This is a genomic window from Frischella perrara, from assembly GCF_000807275.1.
Classification (GTDB): domain Bacteria; phylum Pseudomonadota; class Gammaproteobacteria; order Enterobacterales; family Orbaceae; genus Frischella; species Frischella perrara.
On sequence record NZ_CP009056.1, the window covers coordinates 733,009 to 758,401 of the forward strand.

Consider the following 25,393-nt stretch of genomic DNA (forward strand, 5'->3'; position numbering starts at 1 on the left):
CATATTATCTATCGTAAAGTTGTTTAGCTCGGTTAGAAAAAGCAATTACCATATTTTTCATAATGTCTTTAAAGATTGGTGTAAAAGTCATATCAAGTAATTTACTATTAAATTCAAAAGTTAGATCAAAGGTAATTTTTGATTGATTTTCTGAAATTGGTGTAAACGTCCAAGCACCAATTAACTTTTTGAAAGGTCCATCAATCAATGTTATTTCAATTTTAGAGGGTTCTTTGAGTCGATTAAGTGTTGTAAATCTTTTTTTAAATCCGAATTTTTCTACTTCAATATAAGCTAGAAGAAGATTATCATCACGTTGTAAAACACCAGTGTCAATGCAATCAGGCACAAATTGTGGATAAGCATTAATGTCATTGACTAAATCGAACATTTGTTGAGCTGAATATGGCTCCATTATTTCATGATAAATATGAGTCATAAAATTAAATCATTAAATAAGATGTAAAAAGTTGTAGCATATAGTAGCATGTAAACTTATAATATCTCACATTATGACAAAGAAAAAAATACATAAGCCTGGTTCGGCTACAATAGCATTAAATAAACGCGCACGCCATGAATACTTCATTGAAGAAGAAATCGAGGCAGGGTTATCCCTACAAGGTTGGGAAGTGAAGTCATTACGTGCCGGTAAAGCAAATATTAGTGATAGTTATGTGTTACTAAAAGGGGGGGAAGCATGGTTATTTGGTGCAACGATTACTCCTTTAAATGTCGCATCGAGTCATGTGGTTTGTGATCCAACACGTACACGTAAATTATTATTAACGCAGAAAGAATTAAGTTCTTTATTTGGTCAAATCAATAGAGAAGGTTACACGGTTGTAGCATTATCGCTTTATTGGAAAAATGCTTGGGCTAAAATTAAAATAGGCGTTGCCAAAGGTAAAAAACAATTCGATAAACGAGCTGATGCAAAAGATCGTGAATGGCAAGTTAATAAAGCACGTATCATGAAAAATGCTAATCGCTAAATTTAATAGTTAATTAACTATTAAAGTCAAAATAAATAAAGTCAAAATAAAAGTGAGTAGTTTGATAAGACTACTCACTTTTTTATTTCCATCCTTTAATTTCTTAACTAAAACTCCAAATTTACATTACTTATTATTCCCAAAAGCTTTAATATTTCTTAACTCATTGATAGTTAATAACATTATTACAAATAGATACAGAATATTTAATTTATGTTAATTTAGTATTATGGGTTTAACTATTTAATTAAACTCAATATTTTAATATTTTAAGTAAATTGAATGATAATGAATGATAAGGGGTTTTAAATGAAAAAGTTAGCGACAATTTGCGCAGTTCTAGGAACGGCAGCTTTATTATCAGCTTGTACAAGCAATAAAACATCAAATGATGATTTGGCGGGTCACCGTTATGTATTGTCCACAGCTAGTACAAATGTACTTACCGTCGCAGCTCCACCTGTTATTGAATTCTATCCTTTAGTGCAAAATGATAGACTAAAAGTCGTTGGTAAAATGTGTAATAATTTTAATGGTATTGCAACTTACCGTAATGGCATTTTGCATGCTGATAATTTAGTTATGACTCGAGCAATTTGTAGTGAAACCGTACTTAATATGTTAGATGTTGAAATTAGTAAAATGTTTATTCAAGGGATTAAAGTAGAAAAGAGAGGAGATCAATTAGTATTGAGATCAGGTCGAACTACTTTGATTTATAAGCAAGAAGATATTAAACGTTATTAATATGTCTACTACAAACCATATTTGATATTAATAAATATGGTTTGTTGACGATTTAAAGCTAATAAAGTGAATGTATTAATTAAGTTAGAATCTATTTATGAAGCGAAGCTATTACCTAATAACTCCTACTACTTAGTTGATCGTTTATGGCCAAGAGGAATAACGAAGCGACGTTTACAAGGTGTGATTTGGTTAAAAGAGATTGCGCCTAGCCATGTACTTCGTCGTTGGTATCATCAACATCTTGATAAGTGGTCTGAATTTTACAAATATTATTGGTTGGAATTAGATAGTAATCCGGCTGTATTTACATTATTTTTATTACTAAGACAGAAGAAAGTAATTACATTACTTTATAGTAGTAAAGATAAACAGCACAATCACGCAGTTGTGATTCGTGATTTTTTATTAAATAAATTAAATCCCCATCAATAAATACCTAGTTTAATGAACTAAAATAAAGTATAATGTGTCAACCATTTTGGGGCTGATTCTGGATTCGACGGGATTTGCGAAACCCAAGGTGCATGCCGAGGTGCGGTAGGCCTCGTTAACAAACCGCAAAATATAGTCGCAAACGACGAAAACTACGCACTAGCAGCTTAATAACCTGTATAGAGCCTTCTCTCCCTAGCCTCCGCTCGTAGGACGGGGATCAAGAGGAGTCAAACCCAAACGAGATCGTGTGGAAGCCTTGCTTGAGGCGGAAGCATTAAACTTAATCAAGCTAGTTTATCAGTGGCGTGTTTGTCCGCAGCGGGTAAGCGAAATTCAAAGACAAACTACGCATGTAGTACCAAGGATGTAGAAATTTCGGACGCGGGTTCAACTCCCGCCAGCTCCACCAATCCACTACTTAGTAATCTTATTTTTAATCGTCTAAAATATATCAAAACAACAAACACAAGGTTTAATGCCTATTTTTTTGTTCATTAAGTATAAGTAAGATGCATTTATAACAGTATTCTTTAGATATTCGAATGCAAAATACTAAATATCAAAAAATTGTATATCGTTAATTATTAGGGCAAGAAAAACTCTATTATTAAAAGATACATATAAAAGTTATGGAATCATTAGGAATAAATGGCAAGTTAGTAACGGTTAAAAGACTTTGTCAACAAATGAAATTTAGAAAGATTATTGATTAGCGTGCAACATTATTTCAATTAGCCTTTTAGCTGTAAAGTTGCAGGCACATGATTTATCATTTAGCAATATTAAAGACAGCATGTAATTTGGCATCAAACATCCGCAATATGTAACTTTTAACGCAACATAGCTATGCATCTTGATAATCAGATCATAATTCAAATTTCCGGATCTACATGGATACCATGTACAGAAGACATTGCAAGAACGGTTAAATCAGATTAAAAAGTTGCAATTGAACACCTTATTCTTAGACAAGCTAAATTAAGCCAAACGTTAAATTGCTCATATTCAACGCTAAAAAATTATTTTGATATATATATTTAAATGTCGAACTCGACAATAAGGCAATAAAACGTATTAATAATATTGAGAAAGAGGCATCATTCTAGATCTAATTAGTCACATTTTTTAAGACTGTATAAATTTCTGCGGAAGTTCCAATTTAGGTTTAATATGAACCGTCATATCATTGCTAGAAGCATATAAATGCATATGCTATATTATTACTAATATAAGTTATATTTAATATAAAAAAGGATATTTATGAGACGCAAAGATAAGGAAATAACTGATCTCAAAGAAGTGATCGATATTTTAGATCATAGTGATGTAATTAGATTAGCAATGAATAATGGCGATTTCCCATATATTGTTCCAGTCAATTTCTGTTATGAACTAACACCGAATAATCAGATTATTTTTTATATTCATGGCGCTAAAGCTGGTACTAAAGTTGAATTACTTCGACAAAATCCTTTACTCAGCTTTGAACTAGATACAGGGCATCAATTAATTACTAATGAAAAAGCCTGCAAATATTCCTTCGATTATGCCAGTATTATTGGCAACGGTTATGCGACATTTATTAAAGAACCAACCGCAAAAATAGCTGCATGTAAAATAATGATGAATAAATTTGCACCAAATAAAACTTTTACTTTTACAGAAGGTGATGTTAAACCTATTGTCGTCATTAAAATTGAAGTTCAAGCATATACAGCTAAAAAACATTGAATTATAAAAGCTATATCAATGCTGGTAAAAAACTCTAAAATAAGTGAGTTTTAAAAATACCCAATTTTAAGGGTCACTTTTCGTTTTAGGTATACGATTCAGTTTATTGAAATAAAAAACTCTTTATTGATAAGCATTTCCATGACTCGTTTAAGATTCCGCCAGCCACCTATTCAATAAACAGTAACATTCTTTTAAATCCTTTAAAAAACATAAAAATCAATAAATATAAGGATTAAAGCCTATTTTGTTATTCATTAAGCAACAGTAAGATACATTTACAACCAAAAAGAGAGGGGGGTATATTTTGGGGTAAGATAAATCTCCCTTTTGATTAGATACCACAAAAGGTGATAAATGGCTATCAAAACTACCCCTTTAACTGATACACAAATAAAATTATTAAAAGCGACAAACAAAGATAAAAAGTATTTTGATGGGGGTGGTCTTTTCTTGTTGGTTAAATCGACAGGAGTTAAGCTTTGGCGATTTAAATATAAAAAAACAATATCAAATAAAGAGACATTATTGTCTTTTGGTAAATTATCCAGAAATATCACTTAAACAAATAAGAACGCTAAGAGATGAAGCGTGAGAACTTATTAAACAAAGTATAGATCCTCAAGTACATAAAGCAGAACTCGAACAGCGCAAGCAAGACGAAATAACCAGCACATTTAAAAAAGCAGCTATTGACTGGTTTAAAGTTAAGAGCAGTAAAGGATTAAGTGAAATTACATTAAAAGGTATTTGGAACTCATTAGAGTTACATATTTTTCCTTACATAGGTAATAGTGCCATCTTCAAAATAAAGGCAAAGGACTTCACCAAAGTTATGGAGCCATTAAGAACAAACGGCAAATTAGAAACGATTAAAAGACTCTGCCAACGCATTAATGAAATTATGTTTATGCTGTGAATGTGGGCTTAATCAAGACTAACCCAGCGGTCAAGATTAAAGATGCATTCGAAAGCCCAACAAAATATACTTATTTTTTAAGTGTTCATAAGTATTCATTACTATACATACATCTATTCTTTTTAGATCACATATGTAACAATGTGATTTATATTAACATTATAGACAACCTCAATATTCAATTTTTTAATAATCAATATGTTATAATTTCTCTTGATCATAATAAAATATTTAATCTAACTATAATGATTTATACCATGTTTAAGGTTAATTGTTACGTAAAGGATAACACTAAAAAATCGGGTTAGCGCTGGAATGAATGGGTACGGGTGATTTTTGGGATGCTTCGTTATGAACTTTTGTTCCTCCCCCTCCTAGATATAAAGGTTTTCTTTGTAGTGGTTTAATAATTCCATACACCAAATAAGGTGGTAAAATAACATCATAAAAATGAGAAGAACCATGATAATGAACCGTCGAAGTTATACAACAGAATTTAAACGAGATGCTGCATCTAAAATCGAAGTAAAACCATACTCACCACTCTATGCCACTGAAATATGCGATTTGTTTCATTCGACTATTCATGCTATTGATACCGATATTTATAGCAAAGCAGAGCAAGAAGCATGGTGCCCAACACCACCAGATTATCAGATGTGGTTAAAACGTTTAGATAACACTCAGCCTTGGATGGCTATCTTTGGCTCACGCCTTGCGGGGTTTATTGAACTTAAAGATGACGGTTACATAGACTGTTTCTACGTGCATCCTGACTTTCAAAAGCGAGGCATAGCTAGAAAACTCTATGACCATGTGCTTGACTTGGCTCACCAGAAAAAGCTTTCACAATTAAGTGTAGATGCTTCAAAAGTAGCCATGCCAATTTTCAAAAAATGGGGTTTTAAAATAAAGCGAGCTAACAAAATATACAGAAAGAATCAGGTACTGATAAATTACCATATGTATAAACCACTTTGATTTTTATTAAGACCTTTGTACGGTAAAGTTTCATTCAAATTAAATTCCTATCACCTAAATACCCTTAGATAAGTGACTATTTATCGCTATTTCCCTGTTTTAGGGGCAACTTTTTTGCTGTACAAAAATACTTGACCACTATACTTAACATCACTATAGGCTCTAAAGCATTAAACCTATTCCATAAATTTTAAACATTCTTCTCTTGGCTAGGTTATAGTTTCTTGAGTCCATAAAAAGAGCTACTCAATTTTTAGATTTTTGATTTTATTGATAAAAAATCCATTTAAAGGGGATGGAAAAATAAAAAAATCGGGTTAGCGTTAAAATGAAAGGTAGTGGGTGGTTTACGCGTGTCTTATTACTCACTTTCTACTTCCCCCTCCATTGGAGGATTGAGGAAGAATCAATAAGTTAGGTAATCACTACAAAAATTTTATAGCTCCGTTATTTTAAAGACGACTAAAAGATAAACAATTTAATCATTGCTAATCCATGCTGTAAATAGTAAATTTAGATAACTGAAATAATATATAAAATATAAAAATTATAAATCTTATGAAGAATTATGTATTAATAACAGCAAAGCAGTGGCAAGAATACCAAAAACAGAAAGAAAATGACTCACCCTTTAGTTCTATCTCTTTAAGTTCTAACACTATTACCGAATTTAATGAACTCAGACCGGTTTATTATGATTATCGTAGTAAAATAGATGAAATTGTAGAATATTGCGTTAAACATCAAGATGAATGTAAAAACCTATATCCCACTCTCGAAGCGCTTGGTTTATATTATGGTCGCAATACCTATAATAAAGACGATAAAAAATTCTCTGCCGCACTAAAAGAAGCGATAGAATCACAGCGCGCAATTTTATTTGAGATGCCTACCGAATACCATTCTGGCTTATTGCAACCAGCAAATGATGTTATAAACTCAAAGAGTAATCGAACACCCCGCAAATTAACCCCTGACGAAGTAAAGGCTTATGAGCTGGAAATGCGTTACGGTAAGGCTCAAGACAACTACATAGAATTGACAGTTTATAATCTAGCTAATCAACCGTTTACTATCTTTGATAATGCCAGTCAAAAGATGCTTAAGCAAGGGACATTAGATAATAACGGTTACGCTTATGTTAGCTTACCCATAAATGCCAAATATGTTGATATAGTGTTCGATAAGCAGCAAGAGGATCGTCCTTGGTATTATGATATACCATTACAAATATTAGGGGGGATTCGTGATGCTGCGCAGTCAGTGTCCGATTTGTCATGGGATACCTCGCCAACAAACCTCATTATGGAGTATGGTTTTAACGTTGAAACACAAAACCCTATCCAATTGGGAGAAGTTCCAGAGCCGGAAACCATATCAGGTGCGCTTACTCGTGGTGTAAGCCAATTTCTAATTGGTTTTATTCCTGTATCTAGGACGCTAAAATTTATCAAACCCATATCGAAAATGGGTGAGCTAGGTAAAGGCGCGATAGCAGGCGGTATCACAGATTTTACAGTTTTTGCCCCTCACGAAGAACGCCTCTCTAATCTAGTCCAATCATTCAAAGAATTACAAAACCCAGTTACAGAGTATTTACAAGCCGATCCAGATGATAGCGCAGCGGAAGGACGTTTAAAAAATGTTTTAGAAGGGTTATTGATAGGCGGGCTTGCTGAACCCTTTGCCCATTCATTGCGAGCTTTAAAGTACTCAAGAATCAAATGGATGATATCGGACGTTAGAACGAGAGTTCACTATAAACTTAAAATTGTAACGATAGAAACCGAATCAGGCAGTAAAGGCAATTGGAATGAATTGCTTAATAATCCCGAACCTAACACAAGGTATATTGTAGACGGTAATAAGATATATGATACAGACCATTTAGGAAGAGTAGTAAGAGTTGAGGCGACGCTTAAACTTGATACACTAGACAGAAACACTTACCAACAATTGAAAGCAGGTAAACAAGGGATAGACGGTGACGAAGGCGGGCATTTAATCGCGTCAATGCTAAATGGCTCAGGCGAAAAAATTAACCTCCTGCCAATGAATTCAAATCTTAATCGTAGCTTATGGAAAAAGCTAGAAAATGGATGGTATAAATCATTACAAGAAGGTAAAACAGTTAAAGTTAAGATAGTACCTTTATATGAGGGTACAGATATAAGACCACATAAATTTGAAGTATCGTATTCTTTTGACAATAAAGGTAATTTTTATACAGAACTTTATAACAAAGCGAGTAAATAAATATGATAGATGATCTTTATAATAAAATAGGGCAAATATTAGTAGTGAGTTGTCCAGATGATGCGGTAAAAATAGTAACGGGTATTCAAATTGCAAAAGAGGATGATGCTGTTTCTTACTATTTTAATTATTTTGATAATAAAAACAATAAGAAGGAATTTAAACCAGTATCTAAAGCTAGGGATGATATATTTTACACCATGTTAGAACTTAAAAAGTATTTTATTGATAACAATCTTACTAATGGAAAACCGATCTGGGCAGGTTGTATCGTTGAGATAGATATTAAAAATTCAAAAATTAATTTTGAATTTAAGTATGAACGATTTATCCCTCTTTTTGAAGGTGACGATCTTAAAGATTAAATAGTTAGACTTAATTAGATAATAGCAAATCCAAACATAAGTACATTTTATGAATATAAATACAGTGCTATAAGCATTCTACTGTATGCCAAATTCTTATTATTTGCGTCTAGGCTGATAGCCGAACATTTGCGAACGTAGCGAACTGACGCAAATATTTATTATTGAACAAGTCGAAGGCTGAATGGCAAGTTTTACAAGAACTTGGCTTAATTGCATCTTAACTAAATGGATCATACGAAAAAATTAACTTCCTGCCAATGAATTCAAATCTTAATCGTGGCTTATGGAAAAAGCATGAAAGTAGATGGGCTAATGCCTTACGAGACGGTAAAACAGTTAAAGTTAAGATAGAGCCTGTATATCAGGGTACAGATATAAGACCAGAGAGTTTTGACGTATTATATTCTATTGATAATAGGCGTTGGGTAAAGACAGTATTATTAAACCAAGCAGGTGGATAAAATGACAAAAACAGACGATCAATTAAATAATGAAATTGGGCAATTACTTTTTAAATCATCACCTAATGGAGCAAAAAAAGTAATTGCTCAATTAGAATTTACCCCAGAGATGGATGCTTGTACCTGTATATTTGATTATTATAATCAAAATGATGAATTAAATTGGTATACATTGAATAGTGATATAACGAGTCCTTTAATCAAAGCGGTAAGAAAGCTTAGGCAATACTATATTGATAATAACTTAACTAATGGCTTACCTGCATGGATAGGTTGTATTATAACTGTTGATATTGAAAATGCTAAAATTGATTTTGAATTTAAGTATGAACCATTTATTGATGTTTATAGTGAGTATGACGGTGATGATGACGACGAGTAATCTAAATCATTAAATAGTTAGGCTTAATTAGATAATAGCAAATCCAAACATAAGCACATTTTATGTATATAAATACAGTGCTATAAGTATCTTACTGTTCGCTAAATTCTTATTATTTGCGTCTAGGCTGATAGCAGAACATTCACGATTGTAGTGAACTGGCGCAAATATTTATTATTGAACAAGTAGAAGGATGAATAGAAAGTTTTACGAGAATTTGGCTTAATTGCATTTTAGCTAAATTGATCATAGAAAAAAATTAATTTCCTGCCAATGAACTCAAATCTTAATCGTAGCTTATGGAAAAAGCTAGAAAATAGATGGGCTAAAGCCTTACGAAAAGGTAAAACAGTTAAAGTTAAGATAGAGCCGTTATATGAAGGTACAGATATAAGACCAAATAGGTTTAGAGTATCGTATTCTATTGATAATAAAGGATCTTCTCATTTAGAATTTTATAACAAAGCGAGTAAATAAATATGATAGATGATCTTTATAATAAAATCGGGCAAATTTTAGTTATAAGTTGTCCAGATGATGCGGTAAAAATAGTAACAGGTATAGAAATTGCAGAAGAAAATGATGCTGCAGGTTACTATTTTTATTATTTGGATAATAAAAACAATAAAAAAGAGTTTGTGGTAGATTCTAGAGCTACGGATGATATTTTTTACACCATGCTAGAACTTAAAAGGTATTTTCTTGATAACAATCTTACTAATGGGAAACCAATTTGGGCGGGTTGTATCGTTGAGATAGATATTAAAAATTCAAAAATTAATTTTGAATTTAAGTATGAACCATTTATTGATGAAGATGAAGAACGATAAGTATCTTAATCATTAGATAGTTGAGCTTAATTTGATAATAGCAAATCCAAACATAAGCATATTTTATGAATATAAATATAAATACAGTGCCATAAGTATCCAAGTGTGTGCTAAATTCTTATTATTTGCCTCTAGGCTGATAGGCTAACATTCGCGAACCAGAGCAAATAATTTTTATTAAGCAAGTAGGAAGTTGAATGGTAAGTTTTGCAAGAATGGGAATTTTTGAACAAGCTACAAAGTTACCAATGATTGATTCTAAGGAAATGTCTTAACTATTATGCGGTTTAGACCCTTATATAAAAATCAAAGAAATACCAGAAGATAAATTAGCTGATTTTCGTTCTTACCGAAACTTTATCAATCGTTGTCTAACTTCTTATAGTGGGTATCATTATGAGAAAGGGGCAGCAGATATTATGTTCACAATAGCCTATACTTTGATTGATAAAGAAGTTACTCCTGAACCAGTAAAAAAACGAGCCTTAAAAGCTGTTATAAATATAACAGGGACGCAAAAATGGAGAGAAACTCTATACAAGATTGGAGGTCAATAATTATTAGATATAGGCATTGAACTATCTAAAAGTAAAAGAGGACAATATAAGAAAAAGCTATAGAAGCAGCCAAGGCGATCAATGGTTATTGGCAACAGTTTGGACTTCAGAAAACTTCAGGTTTATTTGATAAAAACTTATCAAAAATTAACGTTCAAACCTTAACAAATACTAACAACTTGAAAAAACTTGAAGATCAAAACCCTATAAAAGCTGTTAATAAAAACCTGACAAATCCTAAAAAAGACTTATCAGTCATGAATTTATCACAAATGGCATCCAGTCAGCGCGCCGAGCTATTAAATGAGTATTATAACAATAACCTAGCTATTAATTTAACTACTAATGATATTTACTATTATCAAGCTAATACATGGCAACCAATTAGCGATAAAGTCTTAATGCGGACATTAGCCGAGTTATTTAGTAAAGCAGGTGAGCCATTTAACCCTATGCGCATAAGTTCGGCTGTAGAGTCTCTTAGATTGTCTTTGCCTGTTATGGGGAGTTCTCAGAAGGATTTAATTTGTTTTAAAAATGGTGTTTATGATCTTAAGACACAAACTTTTAGACCTCACAACAAACAAGATTGGTTATTAGTGAGTAATGATATTGATTATTACCCTGCCAAAGAAAGAGAATCTTTCGAAACTCACGCGCCGAACTTCGCTAAATGGTTAAATAAAGCATCAGATAATCAAGATAAGGCTAAAAACATACTAGCTGCGTTATATATGATATTAGCCAACCGTTACGATTGGCAATTATTTTTAGAGGTAACGGGCGCAGGTGGTAGCGGTAAAAGTGTTTTTGCTGAAATCGCAACTATGCTATCAGGCAAAAATAATACTGTTATAGGTACAATGGAATCACTGGAAAAGGCAAGGGATAGGGCTTTAGTAGTTGGTTACTCTCTTATTATTTTACCAGATCAACCACGATATATGGGGAGTGGTGCAGGGTTAAAAGCAATTACCGGCGGTGATGAAGTTGCAATCGATCCTAAACACAAGCAGCCTTATTCCTGTAAGATTCCGGCAGTAGTACTAGTAATTAACAACGAAGCCATGCGATTTAATGACCGCAACGGTGGCATATCAAGGCGAAGGGTAATATTTCACTTTAGCAAGGTTATACCTGAAAAAGAACGAGACTTACAATTGGTTAGCAAAATCAGGCAAGAACTCCCCTCAATTGTTAGATTGCTATTAAATGAATTCGCTAACCCTAATGACGCTAAAGAAAAATTACACAAACAGCAACAATCAGAAGAAGCTATGATAATTAAGCGAGAATCTGACCATTTAGTCGATTTCTGTAGTTATCTTAACGCGCTAGATAACCCTAACGGTATGTTAATAGGTAATCTAGGTATACATCCATTTAGTCCGAAGAAATATCTTTACCATGCTTATGTTGAATATATCCGTAATATAGGACTAAGTAACCACCTAACCCTTACCCAGTTCGGAAAATCTTTAAACTATGCAATGAACGAGAACGGCAAGCAATACATGAAAAAGCGCTTTTCTGTAGGGGTTAAAACTAATTTAGAACTTAATTTAAGTACGAGTGAAGACTGGCTACCCAAAGCAGAAAAGCCAAGTTAAATATCATGGTTTATTATAAATTTTACTTAATTTGTGGTTTACTCAATGTTATTTGTTAATAATTTTGATATTTCCCATACCCAACCAAATTCAGGATATCGAGGTTCTCCGATAACTTGCTCGGAAGTTGTGTGAATCCAATGTGTTCCATTGAAATAGACCTCATTTAATTTGTTTGAGAGATCTACTACTGTCTTTGGGTGTATTTCTCCATTACCAGAAAGTACTCCTTGAATAATAGAGTGGTTTCCTCCATTTACAAAACCAATTTTCATTGGCAAGACAAGCGTTACATCATGATTATAATCTTGTTTAAATTCTCCACATTTGCGATTTTTCTTTCCAATTGAACCAAGATTACAAACTAAGCTAGTAGGATGCCAACCAGTAGGTAAAATAATATCAGAAGCTAGTTTAAATGAGTGGTGACTTGCTGAATTCGAATATTGAGTAGAATTAGATAAGATTTCATATACTATTCTATGTGAACAAAGGAAATCCCGGTATAAATTAATCCCTTCTATTGCATGATGTTCATGCGTTAAATAAGCATTTCTAATGTGTTCTGCTTGAATTGGTTTCATTACTATTTTTATTAAATCATATAGGGCTTCATTCTTTGAAAAAGAACATGAATTTTGATTCACAAGCTTATTCGCCCACTTCATCAGATTAATAAATTGCTCTTTTTTTAAAGAAGAAATATTTTTTTTGTTAAAAAAATAGATACTCATGTTAACCTCATTTTCATTTATAAGGCATTTTATGATTGATATTGTTAATATGATTATATATGAAATTAGTGAACACCTAAAGTGTACACTGGTGAATAGTAAATAATTAAGTGTACACCGCCCAAACCATTTTAGAATAAGGCTTCAAGCAAGCAGTGAACACCATGAACACTTTTTTATAAAATTTTATTATAATGGGGGGGGGGTAATTTTTTTAACACTCAAATTTGGGTATCACCTTTTTGACCAGATTTTTACACCCGCGAAAATTAACTTTAACTCAAAAATAAGTGAGTACTAAAAATATCCAATTTTAGCGGTCACATTTCTTTTTAGGTATATGTTTAGGTATACGGTTTAGTTTGTTGAAATAAAATACCATATATTGACAAGTGTTTTCATAGTTCAGTTAAGATTCCGCCAGCCCAATTCACTACTTAGTATCCTTCTTTTAAATTTTTTAAAGCACACAAACATTCAATAAATTAAAGACATTAATAATCATTCATTATTCATATGGCTAATAAGGAATTAGTCAAAATTATAAAAGATGTTGTTTCAGAACATGTTAAGTGAATTATAAATCATGATAAAACTAATTAATTATCATTAATACCCCATAATTTTTCTAAGTTAATTGTTTCACTTTTAGGTGAATGCTCCTCTAATAACTTATCAACTTGAACAAGTATTGGAGTATGAAAGGCTGTTCCTGATAAAATACAAGCTCCTGCGGATAAAATAGGTATTTGGCTTCTTGATGCTGAATCTAATGTATTGATTGTGTTTTTCAATAAAAAAAGATCATTCTCATTTACTAATCTATGTAAAAAATAATTATGTAGTTGTGAAATTATTGTTGGTGAAATATCGGCAGGTCTTTGACTCGAGATAGTAATAAAAAAACCAAATTTTCGACCTTCTTTGATTATTTCTTCAAAAAGCTCTAAACGATAGTCTTTCCATGATTCAGCTTCACGCACAGACATTTCTGAGAGAATATTATGTGCTTCATCAATAATAAAATGAAAACTATTCGTTCCATCATATTTAGATTTGTGGCTCAAAAACATACATTTTGCTAATACCATTGGGATAGCTTTTTTAACATCTTGATTGCAATTTCGTAACGATATAATATTTATTGTTTTATGACTTGATTGTTTATATTCATCAACTATATTTATTACTTTTGATAATCCATTACTCATAGCACTAATTTTATTAATTAATGGATTTATATGATCATATTGGACATAATTTCTTGATACTGAATTTATCAATTGGAAAGTTGCCCTGATAATAACTTCATCAAAAACATCTATATTATTTAGATTTTTACGACATATTTCTACTAAGTTGTCTAATTTTTCTATTCCGTCTTCTGGAGTATTGACAAAATTTTTATTATCAAAATAATATTTATTGTTTTCATCTTTTGAAAACCAATGAAATCTGGCAAGTTCATCTTCTATCTTTTTTTGCTCATCTGGATCTTTAGTTATAATATGAACCATTGATTTTAATAAATTCACTGTTTCTTTATGTTGATTTGGACCAAACATGATATGTAATGTTCGCTCTAGATATTTAGAGAGGCTCTCGTCAAGTGTTTTTTTATTTTTAACAAGGTGTGCTAAAAATGGTTTTTGTGTTTTTTCTGTAGCAGAAAAAAGAACAGATAAAAACTCATCATCCCAAAATGAATGACTTAGTATCTCTAATTTATCTTCACCATTAGCTAATTGAGTATTAAGAACTAAATAAGAGCTATATTCTTGAAAATTATTAGCAATAGCTTGATATTCACCATTAAAATCAATAAAAAGAAATTCTGAAATTTTTCTAAAACTATCTTTTTTAATCATTTTTTCAAATAATGAAAAATATAGCTTAGCTAAAGTATTAGATTTACCACTTCCTGTATTACCAAATATACCAATATGTGAATTATACAGTCCATTAATTGGTAAATGTATAGGTAATTGTTCTAATAAGGAACTTCCTATTGCAATTGAAAAATTACTAGCACTAGGATTAAAAGTGTAGATTTGTGAAATTTGTTGATCTGTAATTAGATGTAAACTATCTTCTATCATAGGAAGATATTTTATTCCTGAATAAAATTTATTTGCCTGAAAGTAGCCAATAGTTTTGATATCAACAAATCTTTCAAATCTTTTTTGTGAAAGAGTATTAGGATCAAGACTTGAATTTTCTATTATTTCTTCCCCTTCAATTTTACCAATAATATCATGATATCCTTTTCTGATCATAACAAATTCATTGATCGCAATTCCTCTGTAAATTTCACCATTATAGAAATAAGTTGCTTGATGTAAGTTAGAGTTTATCTTAGCTCGAATGTTAATTCCTTTTACAGATGTTACTGATCCTACTATGAATTTGTACATACAATATCCTTTGACTCATACAATTGAAATATATAGTTATAAAATTCAGTAAAGTTTATTTTGAACTTCTGATTATTAGGACAAAAATAAGTGATCCTAGAATCATCAATTACGCTTTTAATTTCATCTTTAGTAGATTGTTTATAACAAAAAATGAATATTTTTAGTGTTGGATTAGTTAAAGAACGTTTAATGATTTCTGTAATATGTTCATCTTTGAAAGAAAAACCAAAACAAACAAGTACTGTTTGTGGTTTCTCTAATTCATAACTTAATAAACGTAGGGCTTGATAATAATGCTGTTGAAAAACTGTTTCTTCAAATTTTTTCTTTGTTGGATTAACCAAAGCTAATTTTTTATAACACTCAAAAAAATTAGATAAATCAGTTTTATCTTGCTTAGATAATCCTACAAATTCTGAAAGAGAATCTATTCCGTATGATTCATATGCATTTAATACATCTTTTAATGAAATATCGTTATCTATCTCTTTATTTAAATTATCAGGTAATATTGTTGGGTAGGTTATTTTTATTGTGTTATCATTTTCTTTTATCCAAGATACTGAACCATGCAATTTAATTAAATTTATTGTAGGAAGTTCATAACGATATTGATCGTGAGTACCTTGATGCCAACATGAAATGTGAAAATTACTGATATTTAAATATCGTTCAATCAAACCTAATGAACCATCATTCAAATTAAATTTATTTTTTTCTTGTAACTTGTCTGCAGCTTTTTCAAAAAATAAATCATAGTTAGTTGTGAATATGTTAGCTCTTTTAATCTGATTGGCACTTCTTCTATTCAAAAAATCAACAAGTTCTTGTATAAAATTACAATAACTTTCGAAAGTCTTATTATATTTTTCTTGCTCAAAATCTTCTTCTGGAAATGTACAAAAAGTTCTGCTAATGATTTGTTTGTAATAATGCCAATAAATAAAATTTTGAAAAGGCTCTAGTTTTTTATCTGTCAAAATTGTTTCATATGAATCATGCTCATTAATCCGGAGTGTAGGGATATATTCTGCTGACGCACCAGAACCAAATAAAAAATTTACGTTTTTATCAACTAAATACTCAATTTTATATAAAAATTCTTTATTATCACTCATATTGAAATTACCTTTATTTATTTCGAAAAATTATGTCATTAATCATAAATAGTTATTCAATTTATGCATAAATTTATGCACACTACTGATTGTTAAAATAACTCATATAGCATTTACCGAGTTTTAATCTGAATATTTTTACTTTATAATTTTTAATCATTTTTTCCACTTGTTGTTTAAATATATCAATCCAAACTTTTTCTGGCTCAAGAATTGAAGCGTATTGAGGATGATTATAAAGTTTTGTTCGTTCTGTTAAAGCTGAGAATAGAAGGTTTAATTTTTTTAAGTCAAGTTTAGGTAAGCAAGCGACTAGTTTTTTTGAGGCTATATAAGTCAGAATAGGGATATCATTAAAACGACTTTCTGATGTCTTTCCGGAAATATATACATAAAAACTTTCTATATCTTCTACAATTAATTGTAATAAATTATTGGCTTCTTCATGATAAAAAATATCTTTAGTGTTATCATGAGCTTTTTTCAAATATGAAATAAATTCTTTAAATTCATATATATCATAACCTTGATATGCTAAACCATGTGAATGACTTTCATCAAACCTACTTCTGTCATTAAATAAATGATCCTCAACTTTATATGTAAAAAATTTTCTTTTTATTAAAAAATCAACATAACTACAAAAATATTTATATAGCTGAACTGGAGATTGCCTAATTAAATTTACTTGCGAAAACTGCATAAACATTCCAGCTAAATGAATAATAATATAAATATCTTTATATTGTTTCGCATCTAATTTTAATTTTACTTTTTTATAGCAGTTATGAAATTCATGATCACTTTTAAATTCATTGTAGTGCCAAAGATTTTTCCATTCAGGACGTTTTTTAGAGTGAAAAAAATCACTATTTTTTATCATTCTAGAAATACTTTTCTCTTCTAACCATCCGTCAAAAATTATTCGATCCCACATATCATATTCTAAAATTAACTGATATCTATAAAAAGAAGGATATTTATATTCAAATAAATCAAAACCTTTTTTCTCTTTTTCTTCAAATGAAAAATCAGTGAATGCCATATCCCCTTTTTTTAGATTACCTGTATTCGATTCAATAGATAAAATAAGATAAATAACAAGTAAATAATTTATTGATTTTTCATCAAATAATTTCAATACTTTAATATCACAAAACCTTTCCAAATTTTTCAATATATGCTTAAGTATCCTTAAATTATGGCATTGTGACTGACTGAAAATAGTTTTAATAGTTTGCAGATGAGTTTCAATAAAAAGTTTTATTCTAGGTGATGAAGTTTCAATAACGGATAAAATGGTAGAATTAAGTTCTTCAAAGACAGTAAGTGTTTTACCGATAAGCTTTTCCTTAACAATATGATAATTTTCTTTATCTGGAATATCATCTTCATTAGCAATAATAATCACTTTGTTACCTTGGTGCTCTACAAAATAATTAATAAAGCCTAAAGTTTCACGAATATCCATTAAGCTCCTTTCTAAATCATCAAATATAATTAACTTATCTTTTGTGAAAGAACATAATGCTCGCAAATTTTTAGGGTTAATATCAATATTAAAAAAATGTAAAATTGATTGAACTAATGTAAGTATTTTTTTTGCAATTTTACTACCAGTCTCACCTGTTTTAGATTTTGCTATTTCTAGGAATGATTCTTTACATATTCTTGTATTAATTTCATCTATAGAAGAAATACCATACAAACTAATATAAATACAATTATCTATGTCTTTCAGAAACTTTTTTATAAAGAAAGTTTTTCCAGAACCCCAAGGTCCATTAATCAACACAGCATAGTCTGGAGATTCACTGAGTGAAAGATAATAATTAAGATTCTTGATAACTTCTTGATTCGATAACTTAATAGTGTCTGTATTATTTGTTTTTTTCATCACTTGCTTCCAATAAAAATTTACAATGTATGCTTTATCAAACTCATAACGTAATCTAAATTATTAGTATCAGATAAAATTTACTTATAATTATATGTAGCCTAATGACCAACATTTGAAATGTCTTTTTGTTAACTATATAAGATCATCTAGATTACCTTTTTAGCATTAAGGAAAAGTTTTGGTATCTATTTTATAAATGTATTGAAAAATATTATTTTTTCATTTTTTTTGAAAGCAATATATTGCTTTTTAGAAAAAATCTTGATATCGGAAGATAAAGCTAAATTAACATTTTTAAAACTACCATGAGGCTCTAATACTTGATTATTTTTATCTTTCAGATAAGCATCTTCATGCCACTTTTGAAAATAACTCTTTTCAATAGCCAATTCGTCAATTTGCGCTTGCAAGAAAGCAATTTGGTTCTGAGCTTGGAGATGTTCAATTAATGTATTCGTAAGATCGCTTATTCTTTGCAAGCTTATGGTATGTTCTTGTTTTTGAGCACTTACCTCCAGCTCATCTTCAAAAAAGTTTCTTCTTTTATCACTACTGCCTAATTTGGCAACCAGATAATCAAGTTGATATTTAGCCAATTTTTCATAAACATTTTCTACTGCAGAGTTGTTATTAGATAAAATAGCGACAGTGTGATTATTTACCAGAATATTAGCTACAATATTTAAGATAGTTTGGGTTTTACCCGTACCAGGAGGGCCTTCAATAATGCTGATTTGTGAAGCGAAAGCTTGTTTTACTGCGATTAACTGACTTTCATTAATACCAAAAGGATAAATAAAATGTTGAGGAGGCTGTCGTTTTTGGTTTGTTACACTACAATAAGCATGGAGAACAGTGTCAGAATGCGGTGTGATTTTATCAAGTTGCCGTAATACATTTTCGGCAATACCTTTGTTGCACTCATCAGCATGTTCAATACGAGCTTGAGCTACTTGGGTAAAATAGTCAAAAATCTTTTCATTTTTGAGATCAGTTTCAGATGCGATCTGAATATTATCACTAAGCATAACGTAGGGCTTGCTATTATTAGGATAATAGACGACAGTATATTTTCGTCCATATCTTTCGGCCTTTTCAATCAAAACTATTTTGGGTTTACTCTTAATAATGAGGAGATTTTCCTTTATTTGTTCAACTGGGGTCACTTTGCATTGTGATAGAGGTAGAGTATATTTTTTCCCAGAAGGAAAATGACAGGTTAGTTTCAGTTCTTGATCTTCATTATTGTAGTAAAGTGACCAATCGCTGATTTGCTTTGTTTTATTTTCACCATTCATGTAGATAGAAATCATTACTTGTAATCCTTTTTATAAAAATATATTCCATGAAGAAGAAAATCGTTTAACCTTTTTGCTTACGTTTAAACAATTGCAGTAAACCTCTTACTGTAACTTCTAGTTGGCTACCTTTCTGATAATTAGCAGGAACAACATAATTTGCTCGTTCTTCAGCTATGAGTTTTTCAACTTTTTTTTGTGTAGTTTGGTTATTCCATTTTTTCTCATCAAACACAGCTAAGGAAAATCCGCCTTGGTATCGAACCATTTTCATTGATGGAATATCAGTATCACCATCACCGAAATAGATCATTCTTTGAAAAGGAATATCTCGTTTTTCTGGTTCAATGAATTTATTAACAGCAGCGTTATTCCATGAGTTTTTAATTCCTTTGTTTATTCGGAATAAAAATTGTGTTTTGGTTGTGTAGTTTATAGCTTGGGCAGGCCAAATAGCTTGTTTCCCTTTCGGGCAGTAATGATATTTACAGGCATAAATTTGGCTAAATTGATTACCGATTGCTGTACCACGTATCATTGCATCTAAACCACTTGAAATAATGTAATGGTGCAGTTCTATCTCATTAGCCGCTGCATATTCATTAATACGCTCAAACCAAGTGTCAACACCGGGAAAGAGTGGTATAGATTTTCCATGTTTTTTCAAATTATCTTCACTTAATTCATCAGAACCAAGTTGGTTAGCTTTTTCAGCCAAAAGTCCTAAATAAGATAGTATTTCGTCACCATCATCTTGTGTGGCACGTTCTTTCACTTCACTCCAAAAACCATGTATGTCTGTAATACCTAACGCTGGCATAAGACCATGCTGGGCGCAATCACCCTCGGCTAGCGTTCCATCAAAATCATAAATTAATGCACACTTAATCAATTATTTATTCCTTTAAAATGCTTTAAATTCAATAAGAACTTTATATTGTTCTAACATGTGACTCTTTTTTATTATCGATCTTAAGCCCTAAGCCTTTTCTTAAAATGCTAGTCAACAAATATATTTTGCAAATAGCCTCTTTCATTTTATGTAAGATGATCAGTTTTCCTTAAAAATCCCATAAGAGTTTCTCAATAATCGCATTACCATTTACCCCTCCAGATACTAGCAATTTAAAGCAACTATCTAGCCCAATTCCACCCTATTAAATAAAGAAATGGTGAATAGAATAGTTCGCAAGGTCATTGTTAATAAAGCAAGGTTTACTCGATGTTTTCCATTTAACATAAGCAACTCCAAGTTCAGCCGATATGCAATTTTGCATAAGGTCGTAGCTATAAACTGCACATTGGCTGTTATAAGCGTACAAAATCATTTGGCAAAATTTAGGTTTAAGTTGTTCACTGACATCCGCCAGGGAGAAACTAAATCGGTTGATAATGCTGTTTTGCACACTTTCAAGAAAAAGCGGGCTAAAAATATGTTGGGCAAGCTTATCGATCTGTTTTGGCTTTTTGGCAATCATACTATAAGTAGATTCTTTCAAGCCGCCTTGTAAATGGTATTTTGTAAGCTGTTCACAGGTTGATCTTTGACTTTCTTTTTGAGGAATGGTACAAGGTTTGGCATTCTCTAATTGCCTAAATTCATTACCTTTAAGGCGCCAGAAAGGCATATTTGAATATTGTTTTTTACGTTGCGATCCAAAGCTGTTTAACAGTTTTAATAATAATTGTTTAATTTCTATTCCGTAATCAAACAGGCGTAGATAACCGTGTTTATAGAGAGTTAAAACATAAAAAACTAGAAGAAGCTTATATGGCTTGCATTGGTTATTTCTTTTACGGATGATGATAACTGTAATAATATTTTGTAATTGTTTTATGTTCATATTATTTACACATTTTCATGCTAAACAATGTAACTAATATACATCAATTTTTCGATACTGCTTATAAAAGTTCACCTGCTAATTAAAAAACTTGCAATATTCATTTATATCTGTGATCTGTATCGCAGATTAGGATATTCTGCCAATTTCGTTTAATGGAGAAAAATATAGAATTTGAGTTTTTAGTATATTTAAATAAACAATTCCGGTTATTTCCAAAAGTAAACTAAAAAACACTTTGTTTAAATCACATTTTATCAACTCTACAAAATACGTTCAGTTTCCTTATAAGCTATTAGTAGGAAAACGGAAAAATAAAATATTTTTTATTATAATTAATCAACTATAAAACAATTTAACTCTCATCATATTTATCAATTCATTGTTTAGTAATATCCTTTGCTGAACTCTTTGTTCATTCATTACGAGCATTAAAATACGCAAGAATCAAATGAATGGTATCAGACGTTAAAACTAAAGTTCATTACAAGTTTGAAATTGTAACGATATAAACCGAATCAGTAAGCAAAGGCAATTGTAATAAATACCTTAAGGTATTGGAGAAATCATTTAATTGCTTTAATACTAAATGTATCTGGCAGAAAAAATTAACATATTGCGAATGAATGTAAATCTTAATTGTGGGTTATGGATTAGATGGAAAATATATTAGCTAAATCCGTTTGGTAGTAAATAATAATCTATATGCTATCAGAATTCATGCCTTTCAATCTGATAAGCTATCTTTCACAAAGTTAATAATTGTGCGATAAATGAAAATCGCACAGTTTGCTCTAAATTCATTATATGATCTTATTAATATTTTTTAACTAATCTATAAATAAAATATTAAAATATTCCGTTATTATTGATAGATTTTACTTTTTCTACGTGTGACTCAATTACATCCCAATGTTCTACAATTTGATGGTTTTCAAGACGAAAAATATCACAGACTTTATTTACTGTACCATCGGCAAACGTACATTTATGAAATAAGAATACCATATTATCTTCACTACATATGTTTAGTAATTCGAATTTTGGTTTGAAATTTTGGAATTTTTTGAAAAAGTTAATAAATCCCTCATGACCTGTTTCAACACGAGGATTGTGTTGAATATAATCTTCTACTATATATTCAGGAATTTTTTCGATCTTTCCATTAACAAAAAACATCTTGATAAATTGTTGAACTAATTTTTTATTATTCATAAAAATGTACCTATTTGCTGATAAAAATCCCTATTTTGAGTAAAAAATATTTAAATATAAAGAGTATTGCCATTGAGATAAATAGCGATTTTGATCTTAAATGAAATAAACTATTTAACATATTTTTCTTAAATGCTAAATTTACTATTTAATAGATATGACTTTTAAGATTTGAAGCTAGAGTTTTAAAATAACATATTTCTGTTGGTTTAAAATAAACCGAATAATTGGCATCAACCAGTTTCTTATTTATGAATTAAAGGATTATCAGTTTTATGTCATTGAATCTTAGAAAGACGGTCTTTACCATACTAAAACAACATCCACAAAAACAATTTACAGCTAGAGAATTGGCAATTTTAGTTTTTAATAATAACAGAGAGGCATGCGAAAAGAAAAAATTAGCCAGCGTACGTTTAATGAATGATGATGATGTAATATCTCAAATCGCAGCAGAGATTGGTGCTACGCGACCAATAATGCAAAAAAAACATCCAGAAATTAAAACAACGGAAGGGCGCCCTAAAAAGTATTTCTTTTCGAAAAAATCTGATGAGGATGAAGTTGATGATGCTGAGCACCAAATTAAAGATAATAAATCTCTTAAACTAAAATCTGAAAAAATCCAATATAGTGAAAATGATCTCTATCCAATATTAAGTCAATATCTTCATGATGAACTTAATATTTATTCCAAACGAATTGATGAAAAAACATCTTCGAATAAATTAGGTAAGAATGGTAATAAATGGTTGCATCCAGATATTGTTGGATTAGAGGATTTAAGCTCTGACTGGAGTGATTTAGTAAAAGAGTGTGTAAAACTTTATGCTGATCAACGTAGTAAACTATGGTCATTTGAAGTCAAAATATTGCTTAATATGTCAAATGTTAGAGAATCTTTTTTCCAAGCTGTATCTAATTCTTCATGGGCAAATTTTGGTTATCTTGTTACTTCACAAATTACAGGTAGTGATACGTTAAAGGAGCTTCGAGTACTAAGTTCTGCTCATGGTATTGGCATAATAAAATTAGATTTAGATAATCCTTTTGAGAGCCAAATTCTTATCCCAGCTAAAGAAAGAAATATCATTGATTGGGATTCATGTAATCGACTTTCTCAAGAAAATAAGGATTTTAGTCAATATATAAAGCTAGTGAAACAATTTTATCAAACCGGCGAGATAAAAGTATTTGATTGGGATAGTAAGAATGGTTAATAATATTTATGGTTGAATATTGATTTAATAATGCTTAAAAATTTAGCATAAAATATCGAATGAAGCTATAACCTAATTTAACCGAGTAGTATTTGAAAAAATAAAGTATGCTTTTTTGATGTTCTAAAATCCAAACATTGCATGTTATAGAGTAATCTATATTGTTGTTAAATGATTTAAAATAAAAATACTACTGTAAAATAACTATTAAAATTTTGAAGTTTAATTGCAATTAAATGTAACTTGTCACATATAAAGTTATCCTTACTTTAAATATTCTTATAAATTATATTATGGATCTAAGGAGTACAAAATGGTTAGTAATTCAGATTTAATAAAAATCATAAAAGAGGTTGCATTAGAACAAACTTACCAAGTTGATGAGGGAAATAGTAAATTTATTTATCTTGCTAACTGGCACGGAGTAGCGTTTGAAATTAAAGAAAATAGTTCAGGATACTTGCAAGTTCATCAATGGGAAGAAAATGAAAGATATGGGCGAGCAGTCTATTCTTTACGCTCTATTAGCGACGTTATCCACTTTTGCTCAATTTTGATATCCAGTTCCAATATACGAGCAAAAAGGCAATCTTGATTTTTATTCAATAAAATGTGTTAAATGGCAAGCGTATTAATTTAATTTGTTCAAACATCAGCTTAAACTGGGGATTGTATTTGTTGTTGGATGCCTAATACAGCAATAAACATTACCCGCAAGCCCTGAAGTTTTCCAAAGTAAAAGCATACTAATACTGTAGTTTATAGTTGAAATTATTAATTAATGTATTGGTCATGCTTTTTATAAAATAGGGCGTAAGGTATAGACTAGTGACCCTATTAATTTCTCATTTAAATATAGTGAATTCATTACCTAGTCTAATTTATAGTTTTATCAATATTTTTTATAATCAATAACTTATAACTATGTAAAAATTTATTTATTTTGGTGTTTATGGGTGTTTTCATAATATTGTTTTTTAAATCTTAACAAAGCCAATTGATTATTTAATTGCGTTATGGAATCAATTAAAGTTTGTTCTTGCTGACTAATGATTTTTAAACGTTCATCTAAGGTATCATTGCCCTCTAAGCATAGTTTTACATAATGTTGTACATCTTTAATTGACATGTTTGCATTACGTAAACATTCAATTAATTTAGCCCATTGTAGATCAGCATCTGAAAAAAGACGTTTATCATTTTGATCGCGTTGTAAAAAAGGGAATAGATTGAGAGAATCATAATAACGTAAGGTATAGGCGGATAATCCTAATATTTTCGCTGCTTTAGTAACCGAGTATTTAGGTGTCTGACTTAATTCACCATTTTCAGCAATTGATAGAATACAATCGTTTAAATTTACCATATCTTC

Annotated in this window: 26 protein-coding genes, 1 other RNA gene and 1 pseudogene; 18 read left to right on the top strand and 10 right to left on the bottom strand. The window is 30.4% G+C overall.

Going from position 1 to position 25,393, the window contains the following annotated elements:
- Nucleotides 1-4: 4 nt before the first annotated feature.
- Nucleotides 5-439 carry a type II toxin-antitoxin system RatA family toxin gene (locus tag FPB0191_RS03175; RefSeq protein WP_039103981.1) on the bottom strand — a complete coding sequence of 145 codons (435 nt, stop codon included), beginning with the start codon at nt 437-439 and terminating at the stop codon, nt 5-7.
- A gap of 73 nt (nt 440-512) precedes the next feature.
- Here FPB0191_RS03175 and smpB point away from each other — a divergent pair, with 73 nt between their 5' ends.
- The 16 genes and pseudogenes from smpB (at nt 513) to FPB0191_RS03245 (ending at nt 12,275) form a co-directional block, all read left to right on the top strand.
- Nucleotides 513-995 carry an SsrA-binding protein SmpB gene (gene smpB / locus FPB0191_RS03180; RefSeq protein WP_039103983.1) on the top strand — a complete coding sequence of 161 codons (483 nt, stop codon included), beginning with the start codon at nt 513-515 and terminating at the stop codon, nt 993-995.
- 309 nt (nt 996-1,304) lie between these two features.
- Nucleotides 1,305-1,742, top strand: coding sequence for an META domain-containing protein (locus FPB0191_RS11615; RefSeq protein WP_052236722.1), 438 nt, complete (start codon nt 1,305-1,307; stop codon nt 1,740-1,742).
- Between the two features lie 66 nt (nt 1,743-1,808).
- Nucleotides 1,809-2,177: a DUF488 domain-containing protein gene (locus tag FPB0191_RS03190; protein ID WP_039103984.1), complete on the top strand. Its 369-nt coding sequence runs from the start codon at nt 1,809-1,811 to the stop codon at nt 2,175-2,177.
- 48 nt (nt 2,178-2,225) lie between these two features.
- Nucleotides 2,226-2,589, top strand: a transfer-messenger RNA (tmRNA) gene (gene ssrA / locus FPB0191_RS11875).
- Nucleotides 2,590-3,440: 851 nt separating this feature from the next.
- The gene (locus tag FPB0191_RS03195; RefSeq protein WP_052236723.1) at nt 3,441-3,911 is read left to right on the top strand and encodes a pyridoxamine 5'-phosphate oxidase family protein; all 471 of its coding nucleotides are present in this window, start codon (nt 3,441-3,443) and stop codon (nt 3,909-3,911) included.
- Between the two features lie 357 nt (nt 3,912-4,268).
- A complete protein-coding gene (locus tag FPB0191_RS11620; RefSeq protein ID WP_052236724.1) occupies nt 4,269-4,475 on the top strand; it encodes an integrase arm-type DNA-binding domain-containing protein in 207 nt (68 codons plus the stop codon).
- Nucleotides 4,476-4,644: 169 nt separating this feature from the next.
- Entirely contained in the window at nt 4,645-4,830 is a 186-nt protein-coding gene (locus tag FPB0191_RS12515; protein ID WP_419185258.1) for a phage integrase central domain-containing protein, read from the top strand.
- A gap of 462 nt (nt 4,831-5,292) precedes the next feature.
- Nucleotides 5,293-5,811: a GNAT family N-acetyltransferase gene (locus tag FPB0191_RS03205; RefSeq protein ID WP_202965371.1), complete on the top strand. Its 519-nt coding sequence runs from the start codon at nt 5,293-5,295 to the stop codon at nt 5,809-5,811.
- A 558-nt stretch (nt 5,812-6,369) separates the two neighbouring features.
- Nucleotides 6,370-8,067: a DNA/RNA non-specific endonuclease gene (locus tag FPB0191_RS12105; RefSeq protein ID WP_202965372.1), complete on the top strand. Its 1,698-nt coding sequence runs from the start codon at nt 6,370-6,372 to the stop codon at nt 8,065-8,067.
- Nucleotides 8,068-8,069: 2 nt separating this feature from the next.
- Nucleotides 8,070-8,432, top strand: coding sequence for an immunity protein YezG family protein (locus FPB0191_RS03215; RefSeq protein ID WP_052236725.1), 363 nt, complete (start codon nt 8,070-8,072; stop codon nt 8,430-8,432).
- A 236-nt stretch (nt 8,433-8,668) separates the two neighbouring features.
- Nucleotides 8,669-8,896, top strand: a pseudogene (locus tag FPB0191_RS03220) (DNA/RNA non-specific endonuclease); the annotation flags it as partial.
- Nucleotide 8,897: 1 nt separating this feature from the next.
- Nucleotides 8,898-9,278, top strand: coding sequence for a hypothetical protein (locus FPB0191_RS03225; protein ID WP_052236726.1), 381 nt, complete (start codon nt 8,898-8,900; stop codon nt 9,276-9,278).
- Between the two features lie 267 nt (nt 9,279-9,545).
- Nucleotides 9,546-9,755 (top strand): DNA/RNA non-specific endonuclease, encoded by a 210-nt coding sequence (locus tag FPB0191_RS03230; protein ID WP_272866971.1) that lies wholly within the window; start codon nt 9,546-9,548, stop codon nt 9,753-9,755.
- 2 nt (nt 9,756-9,757) lie between these two features.
- Nucleotides 9,758-10,108 carry an immunity protein YezG family protein gene (locus FPB0191_RS03235; protein ID WP_039103993.1) on the top strand — a complete coding sequence of 117 codons (351 nt, stop codon included), beginning with the start codon at nt 9,758-9,760 and terminating at the stop codon, nt 10,106-10,108.
- A gap of 419 nt (nt 10,109-10,527) precedes the next feature.
- Nucleotides 10,528-10,665: a hypothetical protein gene (locus tag FPB0191_RS12110; protein ID WP_162485150.1), complete on the top strand. Its 138-nt coding sequence runs from the start codon at nt 10,528-10,530 to the stop codon at nt 10,663-10,665.
- Nucleotides 10,666-10,844: 179 nt separating this feature from the next.
- On the top strand, nt 10,845-12,275 hold the full coding sequence (locus tag FPB0191_RS03245; RefSeq protein ID WP_052236727.1) for a DNA primase family protein: 1,431 nt from the start codon (nt 10,845-10,847) through the stop codon (nt 12,273-12,275).
- Between the two features lie 38 nt (nt 12,276-12,313).
- Here FPB0191_RS03245 and FPB0191_RS11625 read toward each other — a convergent pair whose 3' ends face one another.
- From FPB0191_RS11625 to FPB0191_RS03285, 8 genes are all read right to left on the bottom strand, one after another.
- Nucleotides 12,314-13,009, bottom strand: a complete 696-nt coding sequence (locus tag FPB0191_RS11625) for a DUF6710 family protein (protein WP_052236728.1) — start codon at nt 13,007-13,009, stop codon at nt 12,314-12,316.
- 599 nt (nt 13,010-13,608) lie between these two features.
- Nucleotides 13,609-15,423 carry an ATP-binding protein gene (locus FPB0191_RS03255; protein ID WP_039103994.1) on the bottom strand — a complete coding sequence of 605 codons (1,815 nt, stop codon included), beginning with the start codon at nt 15,421-15,423 and terminating at the stop codon, nt 13,609-13,611.
- Nucleotides 15,408-16,544: an SIR2 family protein gene (locus tag FPB0191_RS03260; protein ID WP_052236729.1), complete on the bottom strand. Its 1,137-nt coding sequence runs from the start codon at nt 16,542-16,544 to the stop codon at nt 15,408-15,410. Before FPB0191_RS03260 ends, FPB0191_RS03255 begins: the two co-directional genes overlap by 16 nt.
- Nucleotides 16,545-16,626: 82 nt before the next feature.
- Nucleotides 16,627-18,441 carry a P-loop NTPase fold protein gene (locus tag FPB0191_RS03265; protein WP_039103996.1) on the bottom strand — a complete coding sequence of 605 codons (1,815 nt, stop codon included), beginning with the start codon at nt 18,439-18,441 and terminating at the stop codon, nt 16,627-16,629.
- 188 nt (nt 18,442-18,629) lie between these two features.
- On the bottom strand, nt 18,630-19,757 hold the full coding sequence (locus FPB0191_RS03270) for an AAA domain-containing protein (RefSeq protein ID WP_052236730.1): 1,128 nt from the start codon (nt 19,755-19,757) through the stop codon (nt 18,630-18,632).
- Between the two features lie 49 nt (nt 19,758-19,806).
- A complete protein-coding gene (locus FPB0191_RS03275; RefSeq protein ID WP_039106550.1) occupies nt 19,807-20,631 on the bottom strand; it encodes an HAD family hydrolase in 825 nt (274 codons plus the stop codon).
- A 268-nt stretch (nt 20,632-20,899) separates the two neighbouring features.
- The gene (locus FPB0191_RS03280; protein WP_082018220.1) at nt 20,900-21,586 is read right to left on the bottom strand and encodes a phosphorothioated DNA-binding restriction endonuclease; all 687 of its coding nucleotides are present in this window, start codon (nt 21,584-21,586) and stop codon (nt 20,900-20,902) included.
- 849 nt (nt 21,587-22,435) lie between these two features.
- The gene (locus tag FPB0191_RS03285) at nt 22,436-22,801 is read right to left on the bottom strand and encodes a nuclear transport factor 2 family protein (RefSeq protein ID WP_039103999.1); all 366 of its coding nucleotides are present in this window, start codon (nt 22,799-22,801) and stop codon (nt 22,436-22,438) included.
- Between the two features lie 275 nt (nt 22,802-23,076).
- Here FPB0191_RS03285 and FPB0191_RS03290 point away from each other — a divergent pair, with 275 nt between their 5' ends.
- Nucleotides 23,077-24,021, top strand: coding sequence for a COG2958 family protein (locus tag FPB0191_RS03290; RefSeq protein ID WP_039104000.1), 945 nt, complete (start codon nt 23,077-23,079; stop codon nt 24,019-24,021).
- Nucleotides 24,022-24,334: 313 nt separating this feature from the next.
- Nucleotides 24,335-24,616 (top strand): PDDEXK family nuclease, encoded by a 282-nt coding sequence (locus FPB0191_RS03295; protein ID WP_039104001.1) that lies wholly within the window; start codon nt 24,335-24,337, stop codon nt 24,614-24,616.
- 339 nt (nt 24,617-24,955) lie between these two features.
- Here FPB0191_RS03295 and FPB0191_RS03300 read toward each other — a convergent pair whose 3' ends face one another.
- A complete protein-coding gene (locus FPB0191_RS03300; protein ID WP_052236731.1) occupies nt 24,956-25,387 on the bottom strand; it encodes a MerR family transcriptional regulator in 432 nt (143 codons plus the stop codon).
- Nucleotides 25,388-25,393: the final 6 nt, after the last annotated feature.

Excerpts from the sequence above, each read along its gene's own strand:
- FPB0191_RS03175 (WP_039103981.1), bottom strand. The coding sequence starts at position 439 with ATGACTCATATTTATCATGAAATAATGGAGCCATATTCAGCTCAACAA.
- smpB (WP_039103983.1), top strand. The coding sequence starts at position 513 with ATGACAAAGAAAAAAATACATAAGCCTGGTTCGGCTACAATAGCATTA.
- FPB0191_RS11615 (WP_052236722.1), top strand. The coding sequence starts at position 1,305 with ATGAAAAAGTTAGCGACAATTTGCGCAGTTCTAGGAACGGCAGCTTTA.
- FPB0191_RS03195 (WP_052236723.1), top strand. The coding sequence starts at position 3,441 with ATGAGACGCAAAGATAAGGAAATAACTGATCTCAAAGAAGTGATCGAT.
- FPB0191_RS11620 (WP_052236724.1), top strand. The coding sequence starts at position 4,269 with ATGGCTATCAAAACTACCCCTTTAACTGATACACAAATAAAATTATTA.
- FPB0191_RS03205 (WP_202965371.1), top strand. The coding sequence starts at position 5,293 with ATGATAATGAACCGTCGAAGTTATACAACAGAATTTAAACGAGATGCT.
- FPB0191_RS12105 (WP_202965372.1), top strand. The coding sequence starts at position 6,370 with ATGAAGAATTATGTATTAATAACAGCAAAGCAGTGGCAAGAATACCAA.
- FPB0191_RS03215 (WP_052236725.1), top strand. The coding sequence starts at position 8,070 with ATGATAGATGATCTTTATAATAAAATAGGGCAAATATTAGTAGTGAGT.
- FPB0191_RS03225 (WP_052236726.1), top strand. The coding sequence starts at position 8,898 with ATGACAAAAACAGACGATCAATTAAATAATGAAATTGGGCAATTACTT.
- FPB0191_RS03235 (WP_039103993.1), top strand. The coding sequence starts at position 9,758 with ATGATAGATGATCTTTATAATAAAATCGGGCAAATTTTAGTTATAAGT.
- FPB0191_RS12110 (WP_162485150.1), top strand. The coding sequence starts at position 10,528 with ATGTTCACAATAGCCTATACTTTGATTGATAAAGAAGTTACTCCTGAA.
- FPB0191_RS11625 (WP_052236728.1), bottom strand. The coding sequence starts at position 13,009 with ATGAGTATCTATTTTTTTAACAAAAAAAATATTTCTTCTTTAAAAAAA.
- FPB0191_RS03255 (WP_039103994.1), bottom strand. The coding sequence starts at position 15,423 with ATGTACAAATTCATAGTAGGATCAGTAACATCTGTAAAAGGAATTAAC.
- FPB0191_RS03260 (WP_052236729.1), bottom strand. The coding sequence starts at position 16,544 with ATGAGTGATAATAAAGAATTTTTATATAAAATTGAGTATTTAGTTGAT.
- FPB0191_RS03265 (WP_039103996.1), bottom strand. The coding sequence starts at position 18,441 with ATGAAAAAAACAAATAATACAGACACTATTAAGTTATCGAATCAAGAA.
- FPB0191_RS03270 (WP_052236730.1), bottom strand. The coding sequence starts at position 19,757 with ATGATTTCTATCTACATGAATGGTGAAAATAAAACAAAGCAAATCAGC.
- FPB0191_RS03280 (WP_082018220.1), bottom strand. The coding sequence starts at position 21,586 with ATGAACATAAAACAATTACAAAATATTATTACAGTTATCATCATCCGT.
- FPB0191_RS03285 (WP_039103999.1), bottom strand. The coding sequence starts at position 22,801 with ATGAATAATAAAAAATTAGTTCAACAATTTATCAAGATGTTTTTTGTT.
- FPB0191_RS03290 (WP_039104000.1), top strand. The coding sequence starts at position 23,077 with ATGTCATTGAATCTTAGAAAGACGGTCTTTACCATACTAAAACAACAT.
- FPB0191_RS03295 (WP_039104001.1), top strand. The coding sequence starts at position 24,335 with ATGGTTAGTAATTCAGATTTAATAAAAATCATAAAAGAGGTTGCATTA.
- FPB0191_RS03300 (WP_052236731.1), bottom strand. The coding sequence starts at position 25,387 with ATGGTAAATTTAAACGATTGTATTCTATCAATTGCTGAAAATGGTGAA.